This is a genomic window from Sphingomonas jatrophae (assembly GCF_900113315.1).
In the GTDB taxonomy this organism is placed as follows: Bacteria; Pseudomonadota; Alphaproteobacteria; order Sphingomonadales; family Sphingomonadaceae; genus Sphingomonas_P; species Sphingomonas_P jatrophae.
The window spans coordinates 1,230,030-1,253,266 of record NZ_FOZG01000002.1 but is presented as its reverse complement, the minus strand read 5'-3'; the positions used below and the strand labels follow the sequence as shown (position 1 = coordinate 1,253,266).

The window sequence follows — 23,237 nt, the reverse complement described above, 5'->3', positions numbered from 1 at the left end:
CTTCCAATCCGACCAACTTGATCTTATTTGAGCGCTGCCATGCGCCTCTCCAGCCTTGCCGACTATGCTGTCGTGATCCTCACCGCCGCTGCGCGCGGGCCCGTCGGCGCGCGCCTGTCGGCGACGGCGCTGGCGGAGGAGACGGGCGTGCCGCTGCCCACCGCGCAGAAGCTGATGGGCCGCCTCGCCGGCGCCGGTCTGCTCGTCTCGGCGCGCGGCAGCGGCGGCGGCTTCGCGCTCGCCCGCAGCCCGCAGGCGATCAGCCTCGCCGAGATCGTCGAGGCGGTCGAAGGCCCGATCGCCATGACCAGCTGCGTCGATGGCCACCGCCACGATTGCGCGCTGGAGGAGGCGTGCCGCGTGCGCCCGCACTGGGCGGCGGTGAACGGTGCGATCCGCGGCGCGCTGGCGGGCGTCAGCCTCGAAACCCTGTCCCGCGCCCCGGCGCCGGACCAGCAGGCGGCGGCGCTCACGCTCGCCGGGGAAGCTATATGACCACCACGGTAGACACTGGCGTGAAGAATCGCGAGGCGCTGGACGCCGCGAACAAGAAATATGAGTGGGGCTTCTCGACCGAGCTCGAGACCGAGTTCGCGCCCAAGGGCCTGTCCGAGGCCACCGTCCGCTTCATCTCCGCCAAGAAGGAGGAGCCGGAGTGGATGCTGGAGTGGCGCCTGAAGGCCTATCGCCGCTGGCTCGAGATGGAATCGCCCGACTGGGCGAAGCTCGACATCGCGCCGATCGATTATCAGGACGCCTTCTACTACGCCGCACCCAAGGCCAAGCCGACGCTTGCCTCGCTGGACGAGCTCGACCCCGAGATCCGCCGCACCTACGAGAAGCTTGGCATCCCGATCGAGGAGCAGAAGGTGCTCGCCGGTGTCGAGGGCGCCGGCCTGCCCGCGCGCAAGATCGCGGTCGATGCGGTGTTCGACAGCGTCTCCGTCGCCACCACCTTCCGCGCCGAGCTGGAGCGGGCGGGCGTGATCTTCCGCTCGATCTCGGAGGCGGTGCGCGAATTCCCAGATCTCGTGCGCAAGTGGCTCGGCAAGGTCGTGCCCGCGCACGACAATTACTTCGCCGCGCTGAACGCCGCGGTCTTCTCCGACGGCACCTTCGTCTATGTGCCGGAGGGCGTGCGCTGCCCCATGGAGCTGTCCACCTATTTCCGCATCAATGCGGCCAATACCGGCCAGTTCGAGCGCACGCTGATCGTCGCGGACAAGGGCGCCTACGTCTCCTATCTCGAAGGCTGCACCGCCCCCCAGCGCGACGAGAACCAGCTCCACGCCGCAGTGGTCGAGCTGGTCGCGCTCGACGATGCCGAGATCAAATATTCGACGGTGCAGAACTGGTATCCCGGCGACGAGCAGGGCTTGGGCGGCATCTACAATTTCGTCACCAAGCGCGCGCTCTGCCAGGGCGCGCGCAGCAAGGTGTCGTGGACGCAGGTTGAGACGGGATCCGCCGTCACGTGGAAATATCCGTCCTGCGTGCTGAACGGCGAGGACTCCGTCGGCGAATTCTATTCGGTCGCCGTCACCAACAATCGCCAGCAGGCCGATACCGGCACCAAGATGATCCACAACGGCCGTGGATCGCGCTCGACCATCGTTTCGAAGGGCATTTCCGCCGGCCGCTCGGACAACACCTATCGCGGCCTCGTCCGCGTCGGCCCCAATGCGGAGAATGTCCGCAACTTCACCCAGTGCGATTCGCTGCTGCTCGGCGATCAGTGCGGCGCGCACACCGTCCCCTATATCGAGGTGCGCAACCCCACCGCCACGATCGAGCATGAGGCGACCACCAGCAAGATCAGCGACGATCAGCTGTTCTACGCCCAGCAGCGCGGGCTGGATCGCGAATCGGCCGTGGCGCTGATCGTCAACGGCTTCGCCAAGGAAGTGCTGCAACAGCTGCCCATGGAGTTTGCGGTCGAGGCGCAGAAGCTGCTGGGCATCTCGCTCGAAGGATCGGTCGGGTGATCGCCGCCCCTGTTCCCTACCTCCCGCGCACTTTCACGCTTCCGACGGAATGACGATGCTCCAGATTACCGACCTTCACGCCGAGACCGCCGGCAAGACGATTCTCCAGGGCCTCTCGCTCCAGATCAATGCGGGCGAGGTGCATGCGATCATGGGCCCGAACGGCGCGGGCAAGTCGACGCTGGCCTATACGCTCGGCGGGCGGCCCGGCTATGAGGTAACGGCGGGCTCCGCTACGTTCGACGGCGCGGACCTGCTCGCGCTGGAGCCGCATGAGCGCGCCGCCGCGGGCCTGTTCCTCGGCTTCCAATATCCGGTCGAGATCCCCGGCGTCTCCAACCTCCAGTTCCTCCGCACCGCGCTCAACGCGCAGAAGCGCGCGCGCGGCGAGGCGGAGCTCTCGGGTGGTGAGTTCATCAAGCTTGCCCGCGCGCAGGCGAATGCGCTCGGGCTCGATCCCGAGATGCTCAAGCGCCCGGTCAATGTCGGTTTCTCCGGCGGTGAGAAGAAGCGCGCCGAGATGGTCCAGATGGGCATCCTCGCGCCGAAGCTCGCCATCCTCGACGAGACTGACTCCGGCCTCGACATCGATGCGCTGCGCGTCGTCGGACAGGGCATCAACACGATCATGCGCGCGCCAGACAAGGCGGTGCTGCTCATCACCCACTACCAACGCCTGCTCGACTATGTGCGGCCCGATTTCGTCCACGTGCTGGCGGGCGGCCGCATCGTCCGCTCGGGCGGGCCCGAACTCGCGCTCGAGCTGGAGCGTGAGGGCTATGCCGAGGTGGCGGCTTGAGCCTGCCGCTCCCCTCCCCGCGCGACGAGGCGTGGCGCTGGTCCGATCTGTCGGGCCTGCCCGCGCTGGCCGAGGCGCGCCCGCGCGGCGGGGTGATCGATACGTCGGGCCTGTGGCTCGGCTGCGGTGGTCCGCGGCTGCTGTTCGTCGACGGCGTGCTTGATGAGGCGCTGAGCGAGCCCGGTCCGCTTGGCGCCGGCGCGGTCGAGGTCGACAGCGATCACCCGCTCGGCCGCCTTGCGCGTGGTGCGGGCTGGACGCTGGATCTCGGCAAAGGCCACTCTCCCGACGCCACGATCGAGATCGTCCATGTCGCGACCGGCGGCGCGAGCCACGTTCCCGCACGGATCACGCTCGCATCCGAGGCGCAGGCGAGCATCGTCGAGACGTTCGTCGGCGATGGCTGGGCCAATCGGCTGACGCAGGTCGATCTGGGCGACGGCGCCCGCCTGATGCACGCCGCACGGCTGCGTCAGGCATCGGGTTTCACCTCGCTTCGGATCGAGGGGCAGGTCGGCACCGGTGCCAGCCTCGTCTCGACCATCCTCGCGGCGGGCGGGGCCGGCACGCGCATCGACGCCGCCGTAAAGCTCGCCGCGCCCGGTGCGTTCGCGGAGGTGGGCGGTGCGCTGCTCGCGCGTGGCGGCCAGCGCCACGATGCCGCCGTCACGCTCCGCCACGAGGCGCCCGAGGGGATGAGCCGACAGACGTGGCGCGCGGTGGCGGACGACCATGCCACCGCCAGCCTCGCCGCCCGCGTCGAGGTCGCGCGCCATGCCCAGCAGACCGACGGCGAACAGTCGCTCCGCGGCCTGCTGCTGCGCCGCACCGCAACGGTGAACCTCAAGCCCGAGCTGGAGATTTTCGCCGACGATGTGAAGTGCGCGCACGGCGCCACAGTTGGCGAACTGGACCGCAACGCCCTCTTCTATCTCGCCTCGCGCGGTTTGCCGCCGCTGGAGGCGCAGGCGCTGCTCACGCGTGCCTTCGTCGCCGATGCGCTCGGCCGGATCGGCGAGGCCGCCGTGCGCGAGGCGTTCGAGGCGGATGCCGACGCCTGGCTCGGAGCCAATCCATGACCGTGCTGACCGATGCCCGCCCGCTCGACCGCGTGGCCGATTTCCCGGCCATTCCCGCCGGCTGGGCCTATCTCGACACCGCCGCGACCGCGCAGAAGCCGCAGGTGGTCGTCGACGCGATCACCCGCGCCTACGACACGACCTACGCGACGGTGCACCGCGGCGTGTATCAGCGCTCGGCCGACATGACGGTCGCCTACGAGGCGGCGCGTGCCGCCGCCGCGCGCTTCATCGGCGCTGCTTCGGCTGACGAGATCGTCTTCGTCCGCGGCGCCACCGAGGCGATCAACCTCGTGGCAGCGAGCTGGGGCACGACGCACCTCAAGGCGGGCGACCGCATCCTGCTCAGCCAGCTCGAGCATCACAGCAACATCGTGCCGTGGCAGCTGTTGGCCGACCGCCTGGGCCTCGCCATCGATGTATGCCCGCTGACGGCCGATGGCCGGATCGACCTCGATGCGGCGGAGCGGATGCTCACGCCCGCGCACAAGCTGGTCTCGCTCGCCCACGTCTCCAACGTGCTCGGCTCGATCCTCGACGCACGGCGCGCCGCCGATCTGGCACACAAGGTCGGCGCGAAGCTGCTGCTCGACGGCTGCCAGGCGGTGCCTCGCCTGCCGGTCGATGTGGCGGCGCTCGGGTGCGACTTCTACGTCTTCTCCGCGCACAAGCTCTACGGGCCGACCGGCCTCGGCTGCCTCTGGGCCTCGGCAGAGACGCTCGATTCGATGCCGCCGTGGCAGGGCGGCGGCGCGATGATCGACCGCGTGTCGTTCGCGCGCACCACCTATGCCCCCGCACCCGCGCGGTTCGAGGCGGGCACGCCGCATATCGTCGGCGCGCTCGGGCTTCATGCCGCGATCGATTATGTCGAGGGGATCGGCCTTGAGGCGATCCACGCGCATGAGGCCGCGCTCGTCGTCCGCGCGCGGGAGGCGTTGTCGCGGATCAACAGCGTGCGGCTGTTCGGGCCGGAGGACTCCGCCGGCATCGTCTCCTTCGCGATCGACGGGGTGCATCCGCACGATGTCGGCACCATATTGGATGAGGCGCATGTGGCGATCCGCGCGGGGCACCACTGCGCGCAGCCGCTGATGGAGGCGCTGGGCGTGCCTGCCACCGCGCGCGCCAGCTTCGGCGTCTATAACGGGGCGGCGGACGTGGACGCACTGGCGGCAGGGATCGAGCGAGTGACGAGGATCTTCGGATGAGCGACAAGATCGAGATTGAGGAGGTGGCGGATGTCAGCACGCCGCCCCGCGCGCGCGTTGAAGATGCGGCCGAGCCGTTCCGCCGTCCGGTCGACTACCTGTCCGGCTTCCTTGCCGAACAACCTGCGCAGCTTTCACCGGGAGAGCCCGGTACGCCCATCTATGACGGCGTGATCGAGGCGCTGAAGGACATCTACGACCCCGAAATCCCGGTCAACATCTACGATCTCGGCCTGATCTACGGGGTCGACGTGGCGGAAGGCGGCCATGTCGCGGTGACGATGACGCTGACGACGCCGCACTGCCCCGTCGCCGAATCGATGCCGGGCGAGGTGGAGCTGCGCGTCGGCAATGTCGCGGGTGTCGCCACGGCCGAGGTCAACCTCGTCTGGGATCCGCCGTGGGATCCGCAGAAGATGTCGGACGAGGCGAAGCTCGAACTGGGGATGCTGTGATGGCCACCACCACCCGCGCGCGCCCCGCCGCGCTGAACCTCACGCCTGCGGCCGAGCAGCGCATCGCCGACCTGATGGCAGCCGCGCCGGAGGGCGTCGTCGGCGTCAAGCTGTCGACCCCGCGACGCGGCTGCTCCGGCCTCGCTTACTCGGTCGATTACGTCACCGCCGCCGATCCGATGGACGAGAAGATCGCCACGCCCGGCGGCGACCTCTATGTCGATGCCGGCTCGATCCTCTATTTGATCGGCAGCCGGATGGACTGGGTGGAGGACGATTTCGCCGCCGGGTTCGTCTTTCAGAATCCCAACGCCAAGGGCGCGTGCGGCTGCGGCGAGAGCTTCACGGTCTGATCTCTCCGGCCGAACCACGCCTCTGACAAACCGTCATCCCAGCGCAAGCTGGGATCTCGTGCGGCGCAGGTCCTTACCTCGCAAGACCCCAGCCTTTGCTGGGGCGACGGCTATCTGCTGCAGGCCGGCGTGCAACGCTCCTCAGAAGATGCCGAGGAACTTCTTTTCCTTCTTCGGCTCGCCGCCCTTGGCTTTTTCGCGATTTTCCGTGCGGGTGCCGACGTCCTTGCGCGCTTCGCCATCCTTGGTCCGCTGCGCGCTCGCCCGCGCGCCCGACAGGACCGGGCCGCATGCCGCTGCCTTCGCGTCACCGAAATCGACGAAGGCCAGCACCGCCGCCAGAGGGTTCACCGCCGCGCCGATCGCCACGCCCGCACCGCCCCGCGCCAGCAGTTCCGGGCTGATGATCTGGATCGAGGGTGCGGCGAAATAGCCCTTGATGCCGACTGGCGACTGGCCGGAGAACAGGCTGAACTTCTTGGCGTCCGCGCGGAAGCCGAGATCGAGCGACTCGTCGCGGAAGCTGAAGCCGCCCTTCGCCGTCATCACGTTCTTCTGCGTGTCGATCAGGATCGGGTCCGCCGCCGCCACGCCGTTGCGGACGGAGAAGGCGATCAGGCCGCAATTGACCTGCACCGGCTCCTTCAGCTTCTTCTCGAACATCTTCTGCACGAACGTGCCGACATCGAACTCGCTGAGCTGGGTATAGCTCGTCCAGAAGGTGCCGCGCGGCAGGATCACCGCGATGCGCCCGTCGGACGAAGCGAGCGACTCGCGCAGCGTGTCGCCCTCACCCGTCATCTGCACACGTGCCTTGATCGTGCCCGTCGTGCCCGCCTGATCGACGCCGAAGCCCTTCAGCAGCCGCCCCATCGGCGTCGGCGACAGGCGAATGTCGTAAGCGGTCTCCACCGGCTTGCCGCGCGCGTTGATCGAGATATCCGAATCGAGATGCCCGCCGGCCACGTCGAACGACAGCGGCGACAGCTTCATCAAGCTGCGATCCAGATCGAAGGTCAGCGCGATGTTGGACACGGGGATGAAGGGCTGCTTGATGTCGCGCACCTTGTAGTCGACGTGCGCGTCGAAATTGCGGATCGCCTCGATGCGCAGCGGCGCGTCGGGCAGGATGCGGGGGGTGCCGCCCGTCTGCTTCACCGCCGCGGTCGCACCCTTGGAGGCGAGCGCCGCGGGTTCGTAGCCGATGAACGGCCCAATATCGACGATGTCTACGCTGCGCGACTCGATCGTGGCGACCAGCTTCGGCCGCTCGTCGGGCACCGATATGGTCATCCGACCCGCGAGATCGCTGTTGCCGAATGCGCCGGACAGCCGGGTGAAGCGCCATTCGTCGCCCGCCTTGGTCAGCGCCGAACGGAAGCCGTACGCCCGCGTATCGGGCGTCGTCATGCCGAGCAGGGCGAACAGGTCGGCCAGGTTCCGGCCGCGCACCCGCAGCGCAAGGTCCGACCCCTCGATCTGTGTGGCGCCCGGCAGCGTGCCGGCGAGGTCTAGGCGGTCGCTGCCCGAGCGTGCATGCAGCTCGAACCGGTTGCGCCCTCCGGTGAGCAGCTGGTTCGGCGTCGTCTGCTGCCCCCACATGGTGAAGGGCTTGGCGCGCAGCGTGCCCGCGCCGGTGAAGCGGACATTGTTGGCGATGTTGGCGCCCGCGGCATTGCCCGATGCCTGGATCGGATCGATCCGGGCATCCAGCATGAGCTGCATGCGCGGATCGCGGTAACGCACGTTGGTGCCGCTGACGATCGCGCGGGCGATATCGGGGAACTGGAAGGGCTCGCCCTTCGCGTTCGGATCACCGAAGGTCCACGTGTTGCGCTTGCCGTCAGGATGCCATTCGGCATCGATGTTGGCGTCGCGCAGCTCCAGCCAGTCCACCCGCCGCTTGCCGAAGATCAGCGGGATCGTCTTCAGCCGAGTGTCGATCAGCTTGGCGTCGAAGAAGTTGCGCTTCGACGCCCACGGCTGGTTGGCGACGCTCAGCCCCTCAGCGAGGAACTTCACGTCGATCGGCGCGAAATAGAGCTGGAAATCGCCCGCCACGCGCACCGGACGCCCGGCGGCGCGGCTGGCATATTTCTCGAATGTGGGCTTCAGGAAGCGGCCCTTGGTGATGAACAGCACCACCCAGACGAGAACGAGCAGGCCGACGATCGTCGCCACCACGCCGACGCCTGCGGCGATCGCCGTGCTGGCGGGATCGCGATGACGGGCAGGATGATTGGGCGTCTGGCCCGACACATCGACCTCGGTCGTGGCGGAGGCGGTCCGATCGGGCATGGGAAACGAAACCGCTTGGCATCCATCCGGTTCCGTGTCAGTCCGCGCCTGCCCACCGCCGGGCTCGTCGCACGCACCGCGGCGTAGGTCGCGGCGTCCCTTGTATCGCGGCGGGCCGGTCTCGATGCTTTTGGCGAGGCCGCCGGTGCAGCGGCCCGCCACCGGAACAGCCGGGGCGGCCTAACAGGCTGGGGGCGGCCGGGATGTCGAGTGCGGATCCGTTTGTCGAATTCGAGACGGCTGGGCATGGCCATGCCGTGGCGATCGACGCGCTGGGCGTCTGCCGCATCGGCCGCAGCGAACATAACAATGTGGTCCTGTCGGACGAGATGGCGTCGCGCGAACATGCGATGATCCGGCGCGATGCGTCGGGCTGCTGCTACCTGTCCGATTCCGGCAGCCGCAACGGCACGCTACTGAACGGCCGGCAGGTGATCCGCCCGGTGCCGCTCAGCAACGGTGACGTGATCCAGATCGGCAAGCAGCGGCTGCGCTTCCGGACGCTTGAGGTCGCAGCGCCGCGCATGGCCCCGCCCGTCGCCGCGGCGACGATGTTCATGGCGGCGCAAAGCCTGATCACCGTCCTCGTCACCGACATACGCGGCTTCACGCCGCTCTCGCGCGAGCTTGGCGAGGCGCGCATCTCCACGCTGATGGCGGAGATCTTCCGCACCGCCGGCCAGCTGCTCGACGGTGCCGGCGCCTGGTCGCAGAAGTTCATCGGCGATGCGATCATGGGCGTGTGGAAGCATGAGGGCACCGCTTTGCCCGCCGACACGCTCAACCAGATCCTTGGCGTGGTGATCGATCTCGAGTCGCTGTTCGATGGCCTGCCCGCGCGCTACGGGCTGAACCGGCCGGTACGGTTCGGCGCGGCGCTGAACACCGGCTATGCCAGCCTCGGCAACATGGGTTCGGCCGCCAGTGCCGATTTCACCGCGCTTGGCGATGCGGTCAACAAGGCGTTCCGGCTGGAAACCGCCTCCAAGGATCTCGGCTGCGATCTCGTCGTCGGCCGCTCGACCGTCGATTTCCTGATGCCGCCGCTGCCGCCGCAGCAGCTGCCGCCCGCGGCGGATGCGACGATGAAGGGCTATGACGGGGTGGAGCGTGTCCACATGCTCCAGTTCCGCGATGTCGCCTGGTTCGCCCGGCTGGTCACGGCGGAGCGCCCGCAGGGGACGTTGCTCCACGCCATCCCGCCGGGCACGCGACCGCTGCAGAACTTCTGAGCGGCCCGCCGCCTCAGTGGGCGGTCGCCGCCACCTCGACCACCACGACGCTGACATTGTCCGGCGCGCCCATCGCCAGCGCATCCTCCAGCAGCGCATCGGCTGCCGGCTCGGGCGCCAGCGTGCCCAGACGCGCCTCGATCAGCGCGGCCGGAAGCACGCGGCTGAGACCATCGCTGCACAGCAGGAAGCGGTCGCCCGGGCAGGCCGCCTCGGCGAAGCGCCCCGGCGCAGCGCCCATCCCCATGCCGACTGCGCGGCTGAGGAGGTGCGCCATCGGGTGGCGGTCGGCATCGTCCGCCGCCACCGCCCCGCGATCGACCAGATCCTGCACGACGCTGTGATCGCGGCTGATCTGGTGCAGCCGCCCGTCGCGCCAGCGATAGATGCGGCTGTCACCCACCCAGCGCCCCGTCACGCTCATGCCGTCGAACGACAGCGCGGCGACGGTCGAGCCCATGGTCACCGACAGCGTGGCCGCCGCGGCGGCGATCTCGGCATGTCCGGCTTCGAGCCCGGCATCCAGGCGGCGGCCGGCATCGGCCGCATCCTCCGCCGCGCGCACCAGCGCCTCTACGGCCGTGGCCGAAGCCCAGCGCCCGCCGGTCTCGCCGCCCATGCCGTCGGCCACCGCCCACAGCGCCAGGTCGTCACGGGCGACGATCGCATCCTCGTTCAGCCGGCGCACCCGTCCCGGATGCGTCCGCGCGCCCGAGTTGATCGCCACATGCTGCATCGCCGCTCTGCCCATTGCCCGTCCCGTCGTCGGCGATAAGCCGGTGGATGTTAGAGCCGGCCCAACGCACATGCTTTCCAAGCGGTTGCCAGGCCGCGCGCTTGATTTTCCGTGGCCCCTCCCGTAAGGGCCGCGGCTTCCCGCAAGTTCAGGAGGGATGGTCCGGCCAGTGTGGGCTGCCGCGGCGATCCGAGAACTCGCCTATACGGAGTGAGAAAATGCCCAAGCTCAAGACGAAGAGCGGCGTGAAGAAGCGCTTCAAGCTTACCGCCACCGGCAAGGTGAAGCATGGCGTCGCTGGCAAGCGCCACCGGCTGATCAGCCACAACAGCAAGTATATCCGCACCAACCGCGGCACCACCGTGCTCGCCGAGGCGGACACCCAGCGCGTGAAGCTCTGGGCTCCCTACGGCCTGAACTGAGGAGGCTGACAGATGGCACGCGTCAAGCGCGGCGTAACCACGCGCGCAAAGCACAAGCGGATCCTGGAACAGGCGAAGGGCTATTATGGCCGTCGCAAGAACACGATCCGTATCGCCCGTCAGGCGGTCGAGAAGGCCGGCCAGTACGCCTATCGCGACCGCAAGGTTAAGAAGCGCTCGTTCCGTGCGCTCTGGATCCAGCGCATCAACGCCGCGGTCCGCGCCGAGGGTCTCACCTACGGCGTGTTCATGCACGGCCTGAAGCTCGCCGGCATCCAGCTCGACCGCAAGGTGCTGGCCGACATGGCGATGCACGAGGGTGCGGCGTTCAGCGCGGTGATCGCGCAGGCGAAGTCGGCCCTGCCGGAAGGCGCGCGCGTCGCGGCCTGAGCCACGTCGCACGACAGATTGCGGGGGCGCGGACGGCGATGAGCGGTCCGCGCCCTTTGTCTATGTTGAACTCGCCGGATCGGGTGCCAATTCCGGCGATGCCGTAGAATCCGGAATGGCTTGATCTTGGCGGCGGCTTGCGCTTCCAGCCGTCAGAACAGCGGAGCAGGATCCTTGGCCTTGAGCCCGGGGATGGGGACAGCGTGAGCGAAACTGACGATCTGAACGAGCGGCTGCTGGCCGACATCGCGAGCGCCGAGACGCTTCCCGCGCTGGAGACAGTGCGTATCGCCGCGCTCGGCAAGCAGGGCAGCGTCTCCGCTCTGCTGAAGACGCTCGGCGGCATGAGCCCCGAGCAGCGGCAGGTCGAAGGGCCGCGCATCAACGGCCTGCGCGAGTCGGTCTCGGCCGCCATCGCCGCGCGCAAGGCGGCGCTGGAAGGTGCGGCGCTCGACGCGCGTCTCGCCTCCGAGCGGGTCGACGTGTCGCTGCCGGTCGATGCCGGTGCGCAAGGGTCCGTCCACCCGGTCGCGCAGGTGATGGACGAGCTGGCGGAAATCTTCGCCGACATGGGCTTCGCCGTCGCCACCGGCCCCGAGATCGAGGACGACTGGCATAATTTTACCGCGCTCAACATCCCCGAGACGCACCCCGCGCGGGCGATGCACGATACGTTCTACTTCGACGAGCGCGACGCCAACGGGCATCGCATGCTGCTGCGCACGCACACCAGCCCCGTGCAGATCCGCACCATGCTGGGCCAGCAGCCGCCGATCCGCATCATCGCGCCCGGCCGGACCTATCGCTCCGACTCGGACGCCACGCACACGCCGATGTTCCACCAGGTCGAGGGCCTCGTCATCGACAAGGGCGTGACGCTCGGCCACCTCAAGTGGACGTTGGAGACGTTTGTCCGCGCTTTCTTCGAGCGGGACGACATCGTGCTGCGCCTGCGCCCCTCCTACTTCCCCTTCACCGAGCCTTCGGCCGAGGTCGATGTCGGCTACACCCGCGACAAGGAAGGCCGCCGCGTCATTGGCGGGGCGGAGCCGGACGGGTGGATGGAGATCCTCGGCTCAGGGATGGTCCACCCCAAGGTGATCGCCGCCTGCGGGCTCGATCCCGCCGAGTGGCAGGGTTTCGCCTTCGGCTGCGGCATCGATCGGCTGGCGATGCTCAAATACGGGATGGACGATCTGCGCGCTTTCTTCGACGGCGATCTGCGCTGGCTCAGGCATTATGGCTTTGCAGCACTCGACGTGCCCACTTTGTCGGGGGGAGTCGGCGCATGAAGCTGACGCTCGGCTGGCTCAAGGAGCATCTGGAGACCAGCGCCACGCTGGACGAGGTGGTGGTCGCCCTCACCCGCATCGGCCTCGAGGTCGAAGGGGTGGACGATCCCGCCGCGCGCCTCGCGCCCTTCACCGTCGCGCGCGTGCTGACGGCCGAACGCCACCCGCAGGCGGACAAGCTGCAGGTGCTGTCGGTCGACACTGGCAAGGGAGCGCCCGTGCAGGTCGTCTGCGGTGCGCCCAATGCGCGCGCAGGGCTGGTCGGCGTGTTCGGCGCGCCGGGCACCTATGTTCCGGGGTCGGACATCACGCTCAAGGTCGCGGCGATCCGCGGAGTCGAGTCGCGCGGCATGATGTGCTCGATGCGCGAGCTGCAGCTGTCGGACGAGCATGACGGCATCATCGAGCTGCCCGCCGACACGCCCGTTGGCGCGCGCTTCGCCGATGTGGCGGGCCTCGCCGATCCGGTGATCGACCTGTCGATCACGCCCAACCGGCAGGATTGCATGGGCGTGCGCGGCATCGCCCGCGATCTCGCCGCGGCGGGCCTCGGCACGCTCAAGTCGCTCAACGTGCCTGCGATCAAGGCCAGCGGCCCCTGCCCGATTGACATCGCGATCGAGGACGAGGAGGGCTGCCCCGCTTTCTACGGTCGCGTGGTGCGCGACGTGGCGAACGGCGCCTCGCCCGAATGGATGCAGGCAAGGCTGCGCGCGGTTGGCCAGCGGCCCATCTCCGCTTTGGTCGACATCACCAACTATGTGATGCTCGATCTCGGCCGCCCCTTGCACGTCTATGATGTGGCAAAGCTGTCCGGCGGCATCGTCGCGCGCCGCGGCCGTGCGGGCGAAAGCTTCGTCGCGCTGAACGGCAAGAGCTATGCGCCGACCGAGGACATGACCGTCATTGCCGACGCCAGCGGTCCGCTGGGTCTCGGCGGCATCATCGGCGGCGAGGCGTCGGGCGTGTCGGAGACGACCACCGACGTGCTGATCGAATGCGCCTGGTTCACGCCCGAGCGGATCGCGCGGACAGGACAAGCGCTTGGCCTCTCCACCGACGCGCGCCAGCGGTTCGAGCGCGGCGTCGATCCCGCCTCGCTCGACGACGGCCTCGCCATCGCCACCCGTCTGATCAAGGAGCTGTGCGGCGGCCAGCCGTCCGAGCCGGTCCGCGCGGGCGAACCGCCGCTCAGCACGCCGATCATCGATTATGACGTGCATGCCGTCGAGGTGCTCGGCGGCCTCAAGGTCGCGCCCGACCGGCAGCGCCAGATCCTGCGCGAGCTCGGCTTCGGTGTCGATGGCGCGTGGAACGTGCGCGTGCCGACGTGGCGGCGCGACGTGGACGGCATCGCCGATCTGGTCGAGGAGATCGTCCGCATCGAGGGCATCGATAAGGTGCCGTCGACGCCGCTGCCCCGTGCGGCCGGCGTCGCCCATCCCACCGCCACGCCGGCACAGCGCATGGAGCGCCGCGTCCGCCGCGCCGCCGCCGCGCGCGGGCTGAACGAGGCGGTGACGTGGAGCTTCATCTCCGAGGCCGAGGCCGCCGCGGTCGGCGGCGGGCGCTGGACGCTCGCCAATCCGATCAGCGAAGACCTGAAGGTCATGCGCCCGTCACTGCTGCCGGGGCTCCTCGCCGCCGCCGCGCGCAACCTTGCCCGGGGCGCGCAGAGCGTCCGGCTGTTCGAAGTCGGCCGCCGCTACCTGGCCGATGGCGAGCGGCCGACGCTCGGCCTCGTCCTCGTCGGCCAGCGTGCGTCGCGGGACTGGCGCGCGGGCAAGCCGCAGCCGTTCGACCTGTTCGATGCCAAGGCCGAGGCGCTGGCGCTGCTCGCACAGGCCGGCGCGCCTGCCGACCGCCTGCAGGCCATGCCGCCGATCAGCGAGGTCTACCATCCCGGCCGCGCTGGCACGCTGCGCCTCGGGCCGAAGTCGGTGCTGGCCGAATTCGGGGAACTGCACCCGAACATGCTGCGCGCCTTCGGCATCGATGCGCCAGTCGCAGTCGCGGAGATCCACCTCGATGCGATCCCCGCCGCGCGTGCGGGTGGCCGCATGCGCGACGCCTACCGGCCGCCGCTGCTGCAGCCGGTGACGCGCGACTTCGCCTTCCTCGTGGCGGCGGACGTGACCGCCGACGCGCTGGTCCGTGCGGTGCGCGGGGCGGACAAGACTGCCATCGTCGCGGCCCGCCTGTTCGACCGGTTCGAGGGTGCGGGCGTTCCGCAAGGTCAGGTCAGCCTCGCGGTCGAGGTTACGCTCCAGCCCGCGGCCAAGAGCTTCACCGATGCGGAGATCGCCGCGGTGAGCGACAAGGTGGTGGCGGCGGCGGCAAAGGTCGGTGCGACGCTGCGGGGGTGATCTTGCCCCGTTAAGCGGGCTTGCTCACCCCAGCCGCGCCAGCACCTCGTCCAGCAAGCGCACGTCGCCGAGCGCGATCACCCGCCCGTCGCTCGCCTGGCCGAGCGGCGCGCCGGTCCAGTCGCACATGCCGCCGCCCGCACCCTCGACCACGGGCACCAGAGCGGCGAAGTCGTGCAGCTTCAGCCCCGCCTCGACCACGAGGTCGATGTGGCCGCTCGCCAGCAGCCCGTAATTGTAGCAGTCGCCCGCATACATCGTCTCGCGCGCGCCTGCCGATACCCGCTCGAACGCCACAAGGCCTGCCGCATCGAAGTAGGACGGCCCCGTCGTCGCTAGCAGCGCGCGGTCGAGCGTGGGACAGGCGCGGACCTTCGCGGGCACGTCGTTCAGCGTCGTCGGCCGGCCATGCGCGCCGATCCAGCGCTCCGCCCCGATCGGCTGGTCGATCACGCCCAGCACCGGGCGCGCTTCCTCCAGCAAGGCGATCAGCGTGCCGAAGATCGGCCGCCCGGCGATGAAGCTGCGCGTGCCGTCGATCGGATCGAGCACCCAGACGCGCGCCGCATCCGGCCGGTCGGCGCCATATTCCTCACCGATCACGCCGTCGCCCGGCCGCTTGACGGCGAGGATGGCGCGCATCGCCGCCTCTGCCGCGCGGTCCGCCTGCGTCACCGGCGAGGCATCGGCCTTGTCCTCGACATCCAGCCGCGTGCGGAAGAAGGGGCGGATCGCATCGCCCGCCGCATCGGCGAGGACGTTCGCCAGATCGATGTCGTCGTCGGTCACCGGATCAGTCGAACAGCGACGAAACGCTGCTTTCGTCGGCGATGCGGCGGATCGCCTCGGCCAGAAGCGGCGCGATCGGCAGGATGCGCACCTTGCTCGCCGCCTCGACCGCGTCGGGCGGCAGGATCGAATCGGTGATGACGAGTTCCGCCAGCGCCGATCCCTCGACCCGCGCCACAGCGCCGCCCGACAGCACGCCGTGCGTGACATAGGCGACGACCTGCTCGGCCCCTGCCTCCTTCAGCGCGGCGGCGGCGTTGCACAGGGTGCCCGCCGAGTCGACGATGTCGTCGATCAGCACGCAGAAGCGCCCGCGCACGTCGCCGATGATGTTCATCACCTCCGACTCGCCCGGCCGCTCGCGACGCTTGTCGACGATGGCGAGCGGCGCATTGTCGAGCCGCTTGGCCAGCTGCCGGGCACGCACCACGCCGCCGACGTCGGGCGACACGACGGTGAGGTTGCCCTTCGGAAAGCGCGCGAGAATATCCGCCGACATCACCGGCGCGCCGTAGAGGTTGTCGGTCGGGATATCGAAGAAGCCCTGGATCTGCCCGGCGTGGAGATCGACGGAGAGCACCCGGTCCGCGCCCGCCACCGTGATCAGGTTGGCGACCAGCTTGGCCGAGATGGGCGTGCGGGGGCCGGGCTTCCGATCCTGCCGGGCATAACCGAAATAAGGGATGACGGCGGTGATCCGCTTGGCCGACGCCCGCTTCAGCGCGTCGATGCAGATCAGCAGCTCCATCAGATTGTCGTTCGCCGGAAAGCCGGTCGATTGCAGGACGAACACGTCCTCGCCGCGCACATTCTCCTGGATCTCGACGAAGATCTCCTCGTCGGCGAAGCGGCGCACGCTGGCCTGCGTCAGCGGCACTTCCAGATAGCTGGCGATCTCACGGGCGAGAGGCATGTTGGCGTTGCCGGACATGAGCTTCATCGGCATCGGGCGCCTCCTTCCCTCGGTTTCGAGGGGCGCCTTAGCGGCGGCGGCGGCGAGGGGGAAGCAGCAACGACGGGCTTGCCGGCATCCGACGCCTCTTGCCCTGAGTGCGGGATGACGCCCGGCCGCCAAGCGCCTAGACGCCCCGCCATGATCGTCACGCGCTTCGCCCCAAGCCCCACCGGCCGGCTCCATGTCGGCAATATCCGCACCGCGCTCGTCAACTGGCTGCTCGCGCGCGGCGGTGGGGGCCGCTTCCTGCTGCGGCTCGACGATACGGATGCGGCGCGCTCCACCGCCGCCTTCGCCGAGGCGATCGAGGCGGATCTCGCCTGGCTCGGCCTCAATCCCGACGATCGCGTCCGCCAATCGGACCGCGCGGACCTTTACGAGGCGGAGTTCGCCCGGCTGATCGCCGCCGGCCGCGTCTATCCGGCCTACGAGTCGCCCGAGGAGCTGGAGCTCAAGCGCAAGCTGCGCGCCGCGCGCGGCCTGCCGCCGCTCTACGATCGCGCCGCGCTGGCGCTTACGGCGGAGGAGCGTGCCGCCAAGGAGGCGGAGGGCACCCCGTCGCACTGGCGCTTCCGGCTCGATCATGGCTCGCCGATCACGTGGGATGACCAGGTGCGCGGCGAACAGCGCTTCGATCCCGCCTTGCTGTCCGATCCGGTCGTCCGCCGCGCGGATGGCAGCTGGCTCTATCTGCTGCCGAGCGTGATCGACGATATCGACATGGGCATCACCCACGTCGTCCGCGGCGAAGATCATGTCTCCAACACCGCGGCGCAGATCCAGATGTTCGAGGCGCTCGGCGCCGCCCCGCCCGTCTTCGCCCATCTCGCGCTGCTGACGGGGAGCGAGGGCGCCCTGTCCAAGCGGCTCGGCTCGCTCGGCGTCGATGCGCTGCGCGACGAGGGGATCGAGGCGGTGTCGCTCGCCGCCCTGCTCGCCCGCATCGGCACGCGCCGCCCGGTCGAACCGGTCGACTCGGTCGAGGCGCTCGCCAAGGGCTTCGACCTTGCCGATTTCGGGCGCGCGCCTGCCCGCTTCGACATGGCGGAGCTTGAGGCGCTGAATACCCGTATCCTTCACGCGCTGCCGTTCGACGCGGTTGCCGCGCGCCTGCCCGATGGCATGGACGCGGCGGCATGGAAAGCAATCCGGCCCAACCTCACCCGGCTGAGCGAGGCGGCGGACTGGTGGGCAGTCGTCACCACCGATCCGGCGCTGCCCGAACTCACGGCGGAAGACCGCGCCTTTCTCGCCCGTGCCGCCGATCTCGTGGCGGCAGGCGCCAGCGACTGGGCCGGCCTCACCGCCGCGCTCAAGGCGGAGACGGGGCGCAAGGGCCGAGGCCTGTTCCTGCCGCTGCGACTCGCGCTGACCGGCCGCGATCATGGGCCGGACATGGCCGCGCTGCTGCCGCTGATCGGACAGGATCGCGCACTTGCGCGCCTGAAAGCCGCCGCAAAAGAATGATATAGCGTAACGCTAAGTTACAGTATAACCTCTCTCGTCTGGAGCAGCTGCAAAGGCTGCCTGGGACAGGAGAGTGAACATGGTCGAACAAGGCTATCTTCAGGCACGTCCGAACCGCCCGGCCACGCTGGGCCTCGTCATTCTCGGCCACGTCGCCGCGCTCGCCGCGGTGGTGCTGATCAAGGGGCCGGAGGTGATCCCGCTGCCGACGGTGCTGAAAACCTACACCGTCCCGCCAGACATCACGCCCCCGCCCGAACCCGTGCCGCCGCAGCCCAAGGCGCAGCAGCCGAAGAGCCGCATCGACACGCCAATCCGCGAGATTCAGCTGCCGCAGCTGCCGGACACGACCGTGATCGAGACGCCGCGCCTGCCTCCGCTGCCGCCCATGCCGCCGCTGCCGCCCTCAGGCGGCGAGATCGCGCCGCGCCCGGCTGATCCACCCGCGCCCCCCGCCCTCGTCGATGCCGCGCCCGATCCGCGCGCGCAGTTCCAGCCGGCCTATCCGGCGGCGCTGCAGCGGGCGGAGGTGGAAGGCCGCGCCACCGTCCGCGTCCTCATCGGCAGCGACGGCCGCGTCCATGCGGTCGAGATCGTCAGCGCCGACGATCCCGCCTTTGCCGAGGCGACGAGAAAGCAGGCGCTGCGCAGCTGGCGGTTCAAGCCGGCCACGCGAGACGGCGTGCCGGTGGAAAGCTGGCGGACGATGACGGTCCACTTCCGCATGAACGCCTGACGCACTGGCAAGCGGGCCGGGGAGCGACTATTTTGCACGTCATGGCCGTCCTCCCCCGCCCCTCCAGTCCGCGTGCTGTCTGGCGTGACATCCGTGCCTTCCTGGCCACGGGCAATCGCCACAAGCTGCTGTTCGGCACGTTGTCCGTCGCCATTCCGACGCTGCTGATGCTCGGCTTCCTGCACGATTCGAAGATCGAGAAGCCGAAGCCGGAGATGTGGTTCGTCCCCAGCTGGCCCGCCGACCGGCCCGACTCGGTCATCATCGCGCAGCAGAAGATCGACCAGGCCAAGAAGGACAAGATGCTCGCGGAGAAGCGGGCGTCGTACCAGCGGCTGGCCAAGCGGCTGGGCATTGACTGACGCGAGGTGGATGGCGGCCGCGCTCGCCCTCGCCGAGCGCGGCCGCGGTCGCACCTTCCCGAACCCCAATGTCGGCTGCGTCATCGTCAAGGCGGGCCGCGTCATCGGCCGCGGCTGGACGCAGGCTGGCGGACGCCCCCATGCCGAGGCGATGGCGCTGGACGCGGCGGGCGCTTCAGCCGCCGGCGCCGACCTCTACGCCACTCTCGAACCCTGCGCGCACGAGTCGCCGCGCGGGCCCGCCTGCGCCGACCTGATCGTCGCCGCGCGCCCCGCCCGCGTCATCGTCGCCTACCCCGATCCCGATCCGCGCACCGATGGTCGCGGCATCGCCTGCCTGCGCGCCGCGGGGATCGAGGTGATCGAGGGCGTCGCCCGCGCGGAGGCCGCGCGCAGCATGGCGGGCTTCCTCACGCGCCGCCGTCTCGGCCGCCCGCACGTCACGCTGAAGCTGGCGCTCTCGCTCGACGGCGCCGCCGCCCTTGGCGATGGCCGCAGCCAGTGGATCACCGGGCCGGAGGCGCGCGCCCACACACATCTCGAGCGCAGCCGCCACGAGGCGATCCTCGTCGGTCGAGGCACGCTGGAGGCGGACGCTCCCCGGCTCGACGTGCGTTTGCCCGGTCTTGAGGATCGCTCGCCCACCCGCGTGCTTCTCTCCGCGACGCCGCAGGCGGGCTGGCTGACCATCGCCTCGCCCGAGGCCATCGCCAGTCTGCCCTGCGATCACCTGTTCGTCGAAGGCGGCGCGCGCACCGCCGCCGCTTTCCTCGCCGCCGATCTGGTCGATCGCCTGTTGCTCTACCGCGCGCCGATCCTCGTCGGCGGCGGGCGCACGCTGCCGGATTTCGGCATCGCTGACCTCACGCAAGCGCATGGCCGGTGGCGGCTGGAGGATGCGCGGGCGCTTGGCAGCGACCGGCTGGAGGTCTACGCGCGCAGCTGATGTTTACCGGGATCATCACCGACGTCGGCCGCATCCTCGAAGTCGAGGATCGGGGCGACATGCGCATCCGCATCGGCTGCGGCTATGACATGGCCGGCGTCGATCTCGGCGCCTCCATCGCCTGCTCGGGCGTCTGCCTGACGGTAGTGGACAAAGGGCCGGACTGGTTCGCCGTCGATGTGTCGGGCGAGACGGTGGCGCGGACGGGTGCACAATGGACGGCGGGCACCCCGCTCAATCTCGAACGCGCGTTGAAGGTGGGCGACGAGCTCGGCGGCCACATCGTCACCGGCCATGTCGACGGGGTCGGGGAGGTGGTGGACACCGCATCGGACGGCGCCTCGACCCGCGTGGTGATCCGCGCGCCCGCGCCGCTCGCCCCCTATCTCGCGGCCAAGGGCTCGATCACCGTCGACGGCGTGTCGCTGACCGTCAACGAGGTGAGTGACACCGCCGACGGCACGCGCTTCACGCTCAACATCATCCCGCACACGGCGGCGGTGACGACGCTCGGCCAGCGTCGCCCCGGCGACCGCGTGAACCTCGAGATCGACGTTCTCGCCCGCTATCTCGGCCGCATGGAGGCCTATCGTCATGTCCAGTGAGCCGGCCCGCGCCGAACCCACCCGCCTGCGCCACGCCTTCCTCTCCTCGCCCGAGGAGATCATCGACGAGGCGCGCAACGGCCGCATGTTCATCCTCGTCGACGATGAGGACCGGGAGAATGAGGGCGATCTCGTCATTCCCGCGCAGATGGCCACGCCCGCGGCGATCAACTTCATGGCGACGCACGGCCGCGGCCTGATCTGCCTCGCCCTGTCCAAGCAGCGCGTCGACCAGCTCGGCCTCGGGCTGATGAGCCGCAACAACGGCACGCGCCACGAAACCGCCTTCACCGTTTCGATCGAGGCACGCGACGGCGTGACGACGGGCATCTCCGCGGCGGATCGCGCGCGCACCGTCGCCGTCGCGATCGACGCCTCCAAGGGGCCGGACGAGATCGTCACCCCCGGCCACGTCTTCCCGCTCGTCGCCAAGCCGGGGGGCGTGCTGGTCCGCGCCGGCCATACGGAGGCCGCGGTCGACGTGTCGCGGCTTGCCGGCCTCAACCCGTCCGGCGTGATCTGCGAGATCATGAAGGACGACGGCACGATGGCGCGCCTCGACGATCTCGTCACCTTCGCCCAGTATCACGGCCTCAAGATCGGTACGATCCGCGACCTGATCGCCTATCGCCGCCGCTACGACCATGATGTCGAGAAGGCCGCGGAGACGGTGTTCGACAGCCAGTTCGGCACCGGCTGGCGCGTGATCGCCTATCGCCACAAGGCGACAGGCTCGGAAACGCTGGCGCTGGTCAAGGGCCGCATCGATCCGGCCAAGCCGACGCTCGTCCGGATGCACCAGCTGACCCTGTTCAACGACACGCTGGGCGCGCTCGACGGGCGGTCCGGCCTGCTCCAGTCGGCGATGCGCGAGATCGACCGCGAGGGCACAGGCGTCGTCGTCATCATCAACCGGCAGAGCACGAACTTCTTCAGCCGCATCATCGCCGCGCACGATCGCAGCCGCAGCGGCAGCGCTCCGAGCGACGAGGACATGAACGAGCTGCGCGATTACGGCATGGGTGCGCAGGTGCTCGCCGAACTGGGCGTACACGACATGATCCTGCTCACCAACACGCAGCACACGCTCGTCGCCTTGGCCGGCTACGGCCTCAACATCGTCGGCGAACGGCCGTTTTCCGCAGAGGACACGCATTGATGGCGCACGTGCTGATCGTCGAAGCGCGCTTCTACGCCCACCTGAACGACCTGCTGCTGGAGGGCGCGCGCGCTGCGATCGAGGCCGCCGGCCACAGCCATGAGACGCTGACCGTACCCGGCGCGCTCGAAGTGCCCGGTGCCATCGCGTTTGCCGCCGAGACGGGCCAGTATGACGCATATGTCGGCCTCGGCATCGTCATCCGCGGCGAGACCTATCACTTCGAGATCGTCTCCAACGAAAGCGCGCGGGGGCTGATGGCGCTGACGCTCGACGGGCTCGCCGTCGGCAACGGCATCCTGACGGTGGAGAATGAGGCGCAGGCGCTCGCCCGCGTCCGCCCAACCGAGAAGGACAAGGGCGGCGAGGCGGCGAAGGCGGCTCTCGCCATGCTCGACCTGAAGGAACGCTTCGGCGTCAAGTGAACGACGGCGGCCGACACCGCCGTCACCCGGCCAGATGCAGGCCCGTTACGCTGCCACCGCCTCCGCGGTCGGGTAATCAAGATAGCCCTCGGCGCCTTGCGAATACCACGTCCGCATATCGTCCTTGGCCAGCGGCACGCCCCCGGCGATCCGCTCCACCAGGTCGGGGTTCGCGATATACGGCCGCCCGAACGCGATCGCATCCGCCTCGCCCGCCGCTATGACCGCCGCTGCGCGCTCGGGCGTGTAATCGGAGTTCAGCACCAGCGGCCCGTTGAACGCGGCGCGGATCGCGGGCGCCACGGCATGCGTATCGGGCTTGCCGAACGTGCCCTCGGGCTCCGGCTCGCGCAGCTCGAGATAGGCGATGCCGATCTCTGACAAGGCTGCCGCCGCCGCCGGGAACAGATCGTGCGGCGCACTGTCGTTGACGCCCTGCATCTCGCCATTGGGCGACAGCCGCACGCCAACCCGGTCCGCGCCCACCGTCGCTGCGAGCCGCTCGACCACCTCGCGCAGCAAACGGATGCGGTTGTCGATGCTGCCGCCATAAGCGTCGTCGCGCAGGTTGACGTTGTCGCGCAGGAATTGATCGATCAGATACCCGTTGGCGGCGTGCAGCTGCACCCCGTCGAAGCCTGCCGCCAGCGCATTGTCCGCCGCGCGTGCATAATCGTCCAGCAGCCGCGGCAGCTCGGCCCGCCCCAGCGGGCGCGCCTCGACGAACGGGGCCTTGCCGCCATAGATGTGCGCCTTGCCCGGCGCGGTCGTTGCCGAGGATGAAACGGGCGCGGCGCCGCCGAGATAGCTCGGGTGGACGATCCGGCCCATGTGCCACAGCTGCGCGGCGATCCGCCCGCCCGCATCATGCACCGCCGCCGTCACCGGCTTCCACGCCTCCGTCTGCGCGTCGCTCCACAGGCCCGGCGCGAACGGCCAGCCCAGCCCCTCCTGGCTGATGCCGATCGCCTCCGACAGGATCAGGCCGGCGCTCGCGCGCTGCGCATAATAATCCGCCATCATCGACGTCGGCACGTGATCGCGCGTGGCGCGGGCACGCGTCATCGGCGCCATGACGATGCGGTTGGGCGCGGCGATGGCACCGAGGCGGATGGGATCGAACAGGCCGGTCATGGCAAGGCTCCGGAACACGGAAGGAAGTGGCACGCCGCAGA

Annotated in this window: 24 protein-coding genes; 19 read left to right on the top strand and 5 right to left on the bottom strand. The window is 69.4% G+C overall.

Features of this window, described 5'->3' with window-relative positions; translation table 11 throughout:
* Positions 1-39: 39 nt before the first annotated feature.
* Genes BM360_RS15380 through BM360_RS15350 form a run of 7 tightly spaced genes read left to right on the top strand, consistent with a single transcriptional unit; the run spans position 40 to position 5,882 of the window.
* Positions 40-495, top strand: coding sequence for an SUF system Fe-S cluster assembly regulator (locus BM360_RS15380; RefSeq protein ID WP_093315899.1), 456 nt, complete (start codon positions 40-42; stop codon positions 493-495).
* Positions 492-1,985: a Fe-S cluster assembly protein SufB gene (gene sufB, locus BM360_RS15375; RefSeq protein WP_093315898.1), complete on the top strand. Its 1,494-nt coding sequence runs from the start codon at positions 492-494 to the stop codon at positions 1,983-1,985. The genes BM360_RS15380 and sufB overlap by 4 nt, the downstream gene beginning before the upstream one ends.
* A gap of 55 nt (positions 1,986-2,040) precedes the next feature.
* A complete protein-coding gene (sufC, locus tag BM360_RS15370) occupies positions 2,041-2,784 on the top strand; it encodes a Fe-S cluster assembly ATPase SufC (protein WP_093316086.1) in 744 nt (247 codons plus the stop codon).
* A complete protein-coding gene (locus BM360_RS15365; RefSeq protein ID WP_093315897.1) occupies positions 2,781-3,863 on the top strand; it encodes a SufB/SufD family protein in 1,083 nt (360 codons plus the stop codon). Before sufC ends, BM360_RS15365 begins: the two co-directional genes overlap by 4 nt.
* Positions 3,860-5,074 (top strand): cysteine desulfurase, encoded by a 1,215-nt coding sequence (locus BM360_RS15360; protein ID WP_093315896.1) that lies wholly within the window; start codon positions 3,860-3,862, stop codon positions 5,072-5,074. The genes BM360_RS15365 and BM360_RS15360 overlap by 4 nt, the downstream gene beginning before the upstream one ends.
* Complete coding sequence (locus BM360_RS15355; RefSeq protein ID WP_093315895.1) at positions 5,071-5,529, top strand: SUF system Fe-S cluster assembly protein; 459 nt, start codon at positions 5,071-5,073, stop codon at positions 5,527-5,529. The genes BM360_RS15360 and BM360_RS15355 overlap by 4 nt, the downstream gene beginning before the upstream one ends.
* Complete coding sequence (locus BM360_RS15350) at positions 5,529-5,882, top strand: HesB/IscA family protein (RefSeq protein ID WP_093315894.1); 354 nt, start codon at positions 5,529-5,531, stop codon at positions 5,880-5,882. The genes BM360_RS15355 and BM360_RS15350 overlap by 1 nt, the downstream gene beginning before the upstream one ends.
* Positions 5,883-6,023: 141 nt before the next feature.
* On the opposite strand, the gene BM360_RS15345 is transcribed toward BM360_RS15350, so the two are convergent.
* Positions 6,024-8,180, bottom strand: a complete 2,157-nt coding sequence (locus BM360_RS15345; RefSeq protein ID WP_093315893.1) for an AsmA family protein — start codon at positions 8,178-8,180, stop codon at positions 6,024-6,026.
* Positions 8,181-8,383: 203 nt separating this feature from the next.
* Here BM360_RS15345 and BM360_RS15340 point away from each other — a divergent pair, with 203 nt between their 5' ends.
* On the top strand, positions 8,384-9,412 hold the full coding sequence (locus BM360_RS15340; RefSeq protein ID WP_093315892.1) for an adenylate/guanylate cyclase domain-containing protein: 1,029 nt from the start codon (positions 8,384-8,386) through the stop codon (positions 9,410-9,412).
* A gap of 13 nt (positions 9,413-9,425) precedes the next feature.
* Here BM360_RS15340 and BM360_RS15335 read toward each other — a convergent pair whose 3' ends face one another.
* The gene (locus BM360_RS15335) at positions 9,426-10,163 is read right to left on the bottom strand and encodes a PP2C family protein-serine/threonine phosphatase (protein WP_165611315.1); all 738 of its coding nucleotides are present in this window, start codon (positions 10,161-10,163) and stop codon (positions 9,426-9,428) included.
* Between the two features lie 203 nt (positions 10,164-10,366).
* On the opposite strand from BM360_RS15335, the gene rpmI reads away from it, so the two are divergent.
* The 4 genes from rpmI (at position 10,367) to pheT (ending at position 14,618) form a co-directional block, all read left to right on the top strand.
* Positions 10,367-10,570: a 50S ribosomal protein L35 gene (gene rpmI, locus BM360_RS15330; protein WP_093315890.1), complete on the top strand. Its 204-nt coding sequence runs from the start codon at positions 10,367-10,369 to the stop codon at positions 10,568-10,570.
* 12 nt (positions 10,571-10,582) lie between these two features.
* Positions 10,583-10,960 carry a 50S ribosomal protein L20 gene (gene rplT / locus BM360_RS15325; protein WP_093315889.1) on the top strand — a complete coding sequence of 126 codons (378 nt, stop codon included), beginning with the start codon at positions 10,583-10,585 and terminating at the stop codon, positions 10,958-10,960.
* Positions 10,961-11,163: 203 nt separating this feature from the next.
* Positions 11,164-12,252 (top strand): phenylalanine--tRNA ligase subunit alpha, encoded by a 1,089-nt coding sequence (gene pheS / locus BM360_RS15320; protein ID WP_093315888.1) that lies wholly within the window; start codon positions 11,164-11,166, stop codon positions 12,250-12,252.
* Entirely contained in the window at positions 12,249-14,618 is a 2,370-nt protein-coding gene (gene pheT / locus BM360_RS15315) for a phenylalanine--tRNA ligase subunit beta (RefSeq protein ID WP_093315887.1), read from the top strand. Before pheS ends, pheT begins: the two co-directional genes overlap by 4 nt.
* 24 nt (positions 14,619-14,642) lie before the next feature.
* On the opposite strand, the gene hisN is transcribed toward pheT, so the two are convergent.
* Both hisN and BM360_RS15305 read right to left on the bottom strand, forming a co-directional pair.
* Complete coding sequence (gene hisN / locus BM360_RS15310; RefSeq protein ID WP_093315886.1) at positions 14,643-15,407, bottom strand: histidinol-phosphatase; 765 nt, start codon at positions 15,405-15,407, stop codon at positions 14,643-14,645.
* Positions 15,408-15,411: 4 nt separating this feature from the next.
* Entirely contained in the window at positions 15,412-16,347 is a 936-nt protein-coding gene (locus BM360_RS15305; protein WP_093315885.1) for a ribose-phosphate pyrophosphokinase, read from the bottom strand.
* A 153-nt stretch (positions 16,348-16,500) separates the two neighbouring features.
* Here BM360_RS15305 and gltX point away from each other — a divergent pair, with 153 nt between their 5' ends.
* The 7 genes from gltX (at position 16,501) to ribH (ending at position 22,062) form a co-directional block, all read left to right on the top strand.
* On the top strand, positions 16,501-17,829 hold the full coding sequence (gene gltX, locus BM360_RS15300; RefSeq protein WP_093315884.1) for a glutamate--tRNA ligase: 1,329 nt from the start codon (positions 16,501-16,503) through the stop codon (positions 17,827-17,829).
* A gap of 79 nt (positions 17,830-17,908) precedes the next feature.
* Entirely contained in the window at positions 17,909-18,565 is a 657-nt protein-coding gene (locus BM360_RS15295; protein WP_093315883.1) for an energy transducer TonB, read from the top strand.
* A 41-nt stretch (positions 18,566-18,606) separates the two neighbouring features.
* Positions 18,607-18,927, top strand: a complete 321-nt coding sequence (locus BM360_RS15290; protein ID WP_093315882.1) for a hypothetical protein — start codon at positions 18,607-18,609, stop codon at positions 18,925-18,927.
* A 10-nt stretch (positions 18,928-18,937) separates the two neighbouring features.
* The gene (gene ribD / locus BM360_RS15285) at positions 18,938-19,873 is read left to right on the top strand and encodes a bifunctional diaminohydroxyphosphoribosylaminopyrimidine deaminase/5-amino-6-(5-phosphoribosylamino)uracil reductase RibD (protein ID WP_093315881.1); all 936 of its coding nucleotides are present in this window, start codon (positions 18,938-18,940) and stop codon (positions 19,871-19,873) included.
* On the top strand, positions 19,873-20,478 hold the full coding sequence (locus BM360_RS15280) for a riboflavin synthase (protein WP_093315880.1): 606 nt from the start codon (positions 19,873-19,875) through the stop codon (positions 20,476-20,478). Before ribD ends, BM360_RS15280 begins: the two co-directional genes overlap by 1 nt.
* Positions 20,468-21,637, top strand: coding sequence for a 3,4-dihydroxy-2-butanone-4-phosphate synthase (gene ribB / locus BM360_RS15275; RefSeq protein ID WP_093315879.1), 1,170 nt, complete (start codon positions 20,468-20,470; stop codon positions 21,635-21,637). Before BM360_RS15280 ends, ribB begins: the two co-directional genes overlap by 11 nt.
* On the top strand, positions 21,637-22,062 hold the full coding sequence (gene ribH / locus BM360_RS15270) for a 6,7-dimethyl-8-ribityllumazine synthase (protein ID WP_093315878.1): 426 nt from the start codon (positions 21,637-21,639) through the stop codon (positions 22,060-22,062). Before ribB ends, ribH begins: the two co-directional genes overlap by 1 nt.
* A gap of 45 nt (positions 22,063-22,107) precedes the next feature.
* Here the strand turns inward: ribH and BM360_RS15265 are convergent, their stop codons facing one another.
* Positions 22,108-23,196 carry an alkene reductase gene (locus tag BM360_RS15265; RefSeq protein WP_093315877.1) on the bottom strand — a complete coding sequence of 363 codons (1,089 nt, stop codon included), beginning with the start codon at positions 23,194-23,196 and terminating at the stop codon, positions 22,108-22,110.
* Positions 23,197-23,237 lie beyond the last annotated feature (41 nt).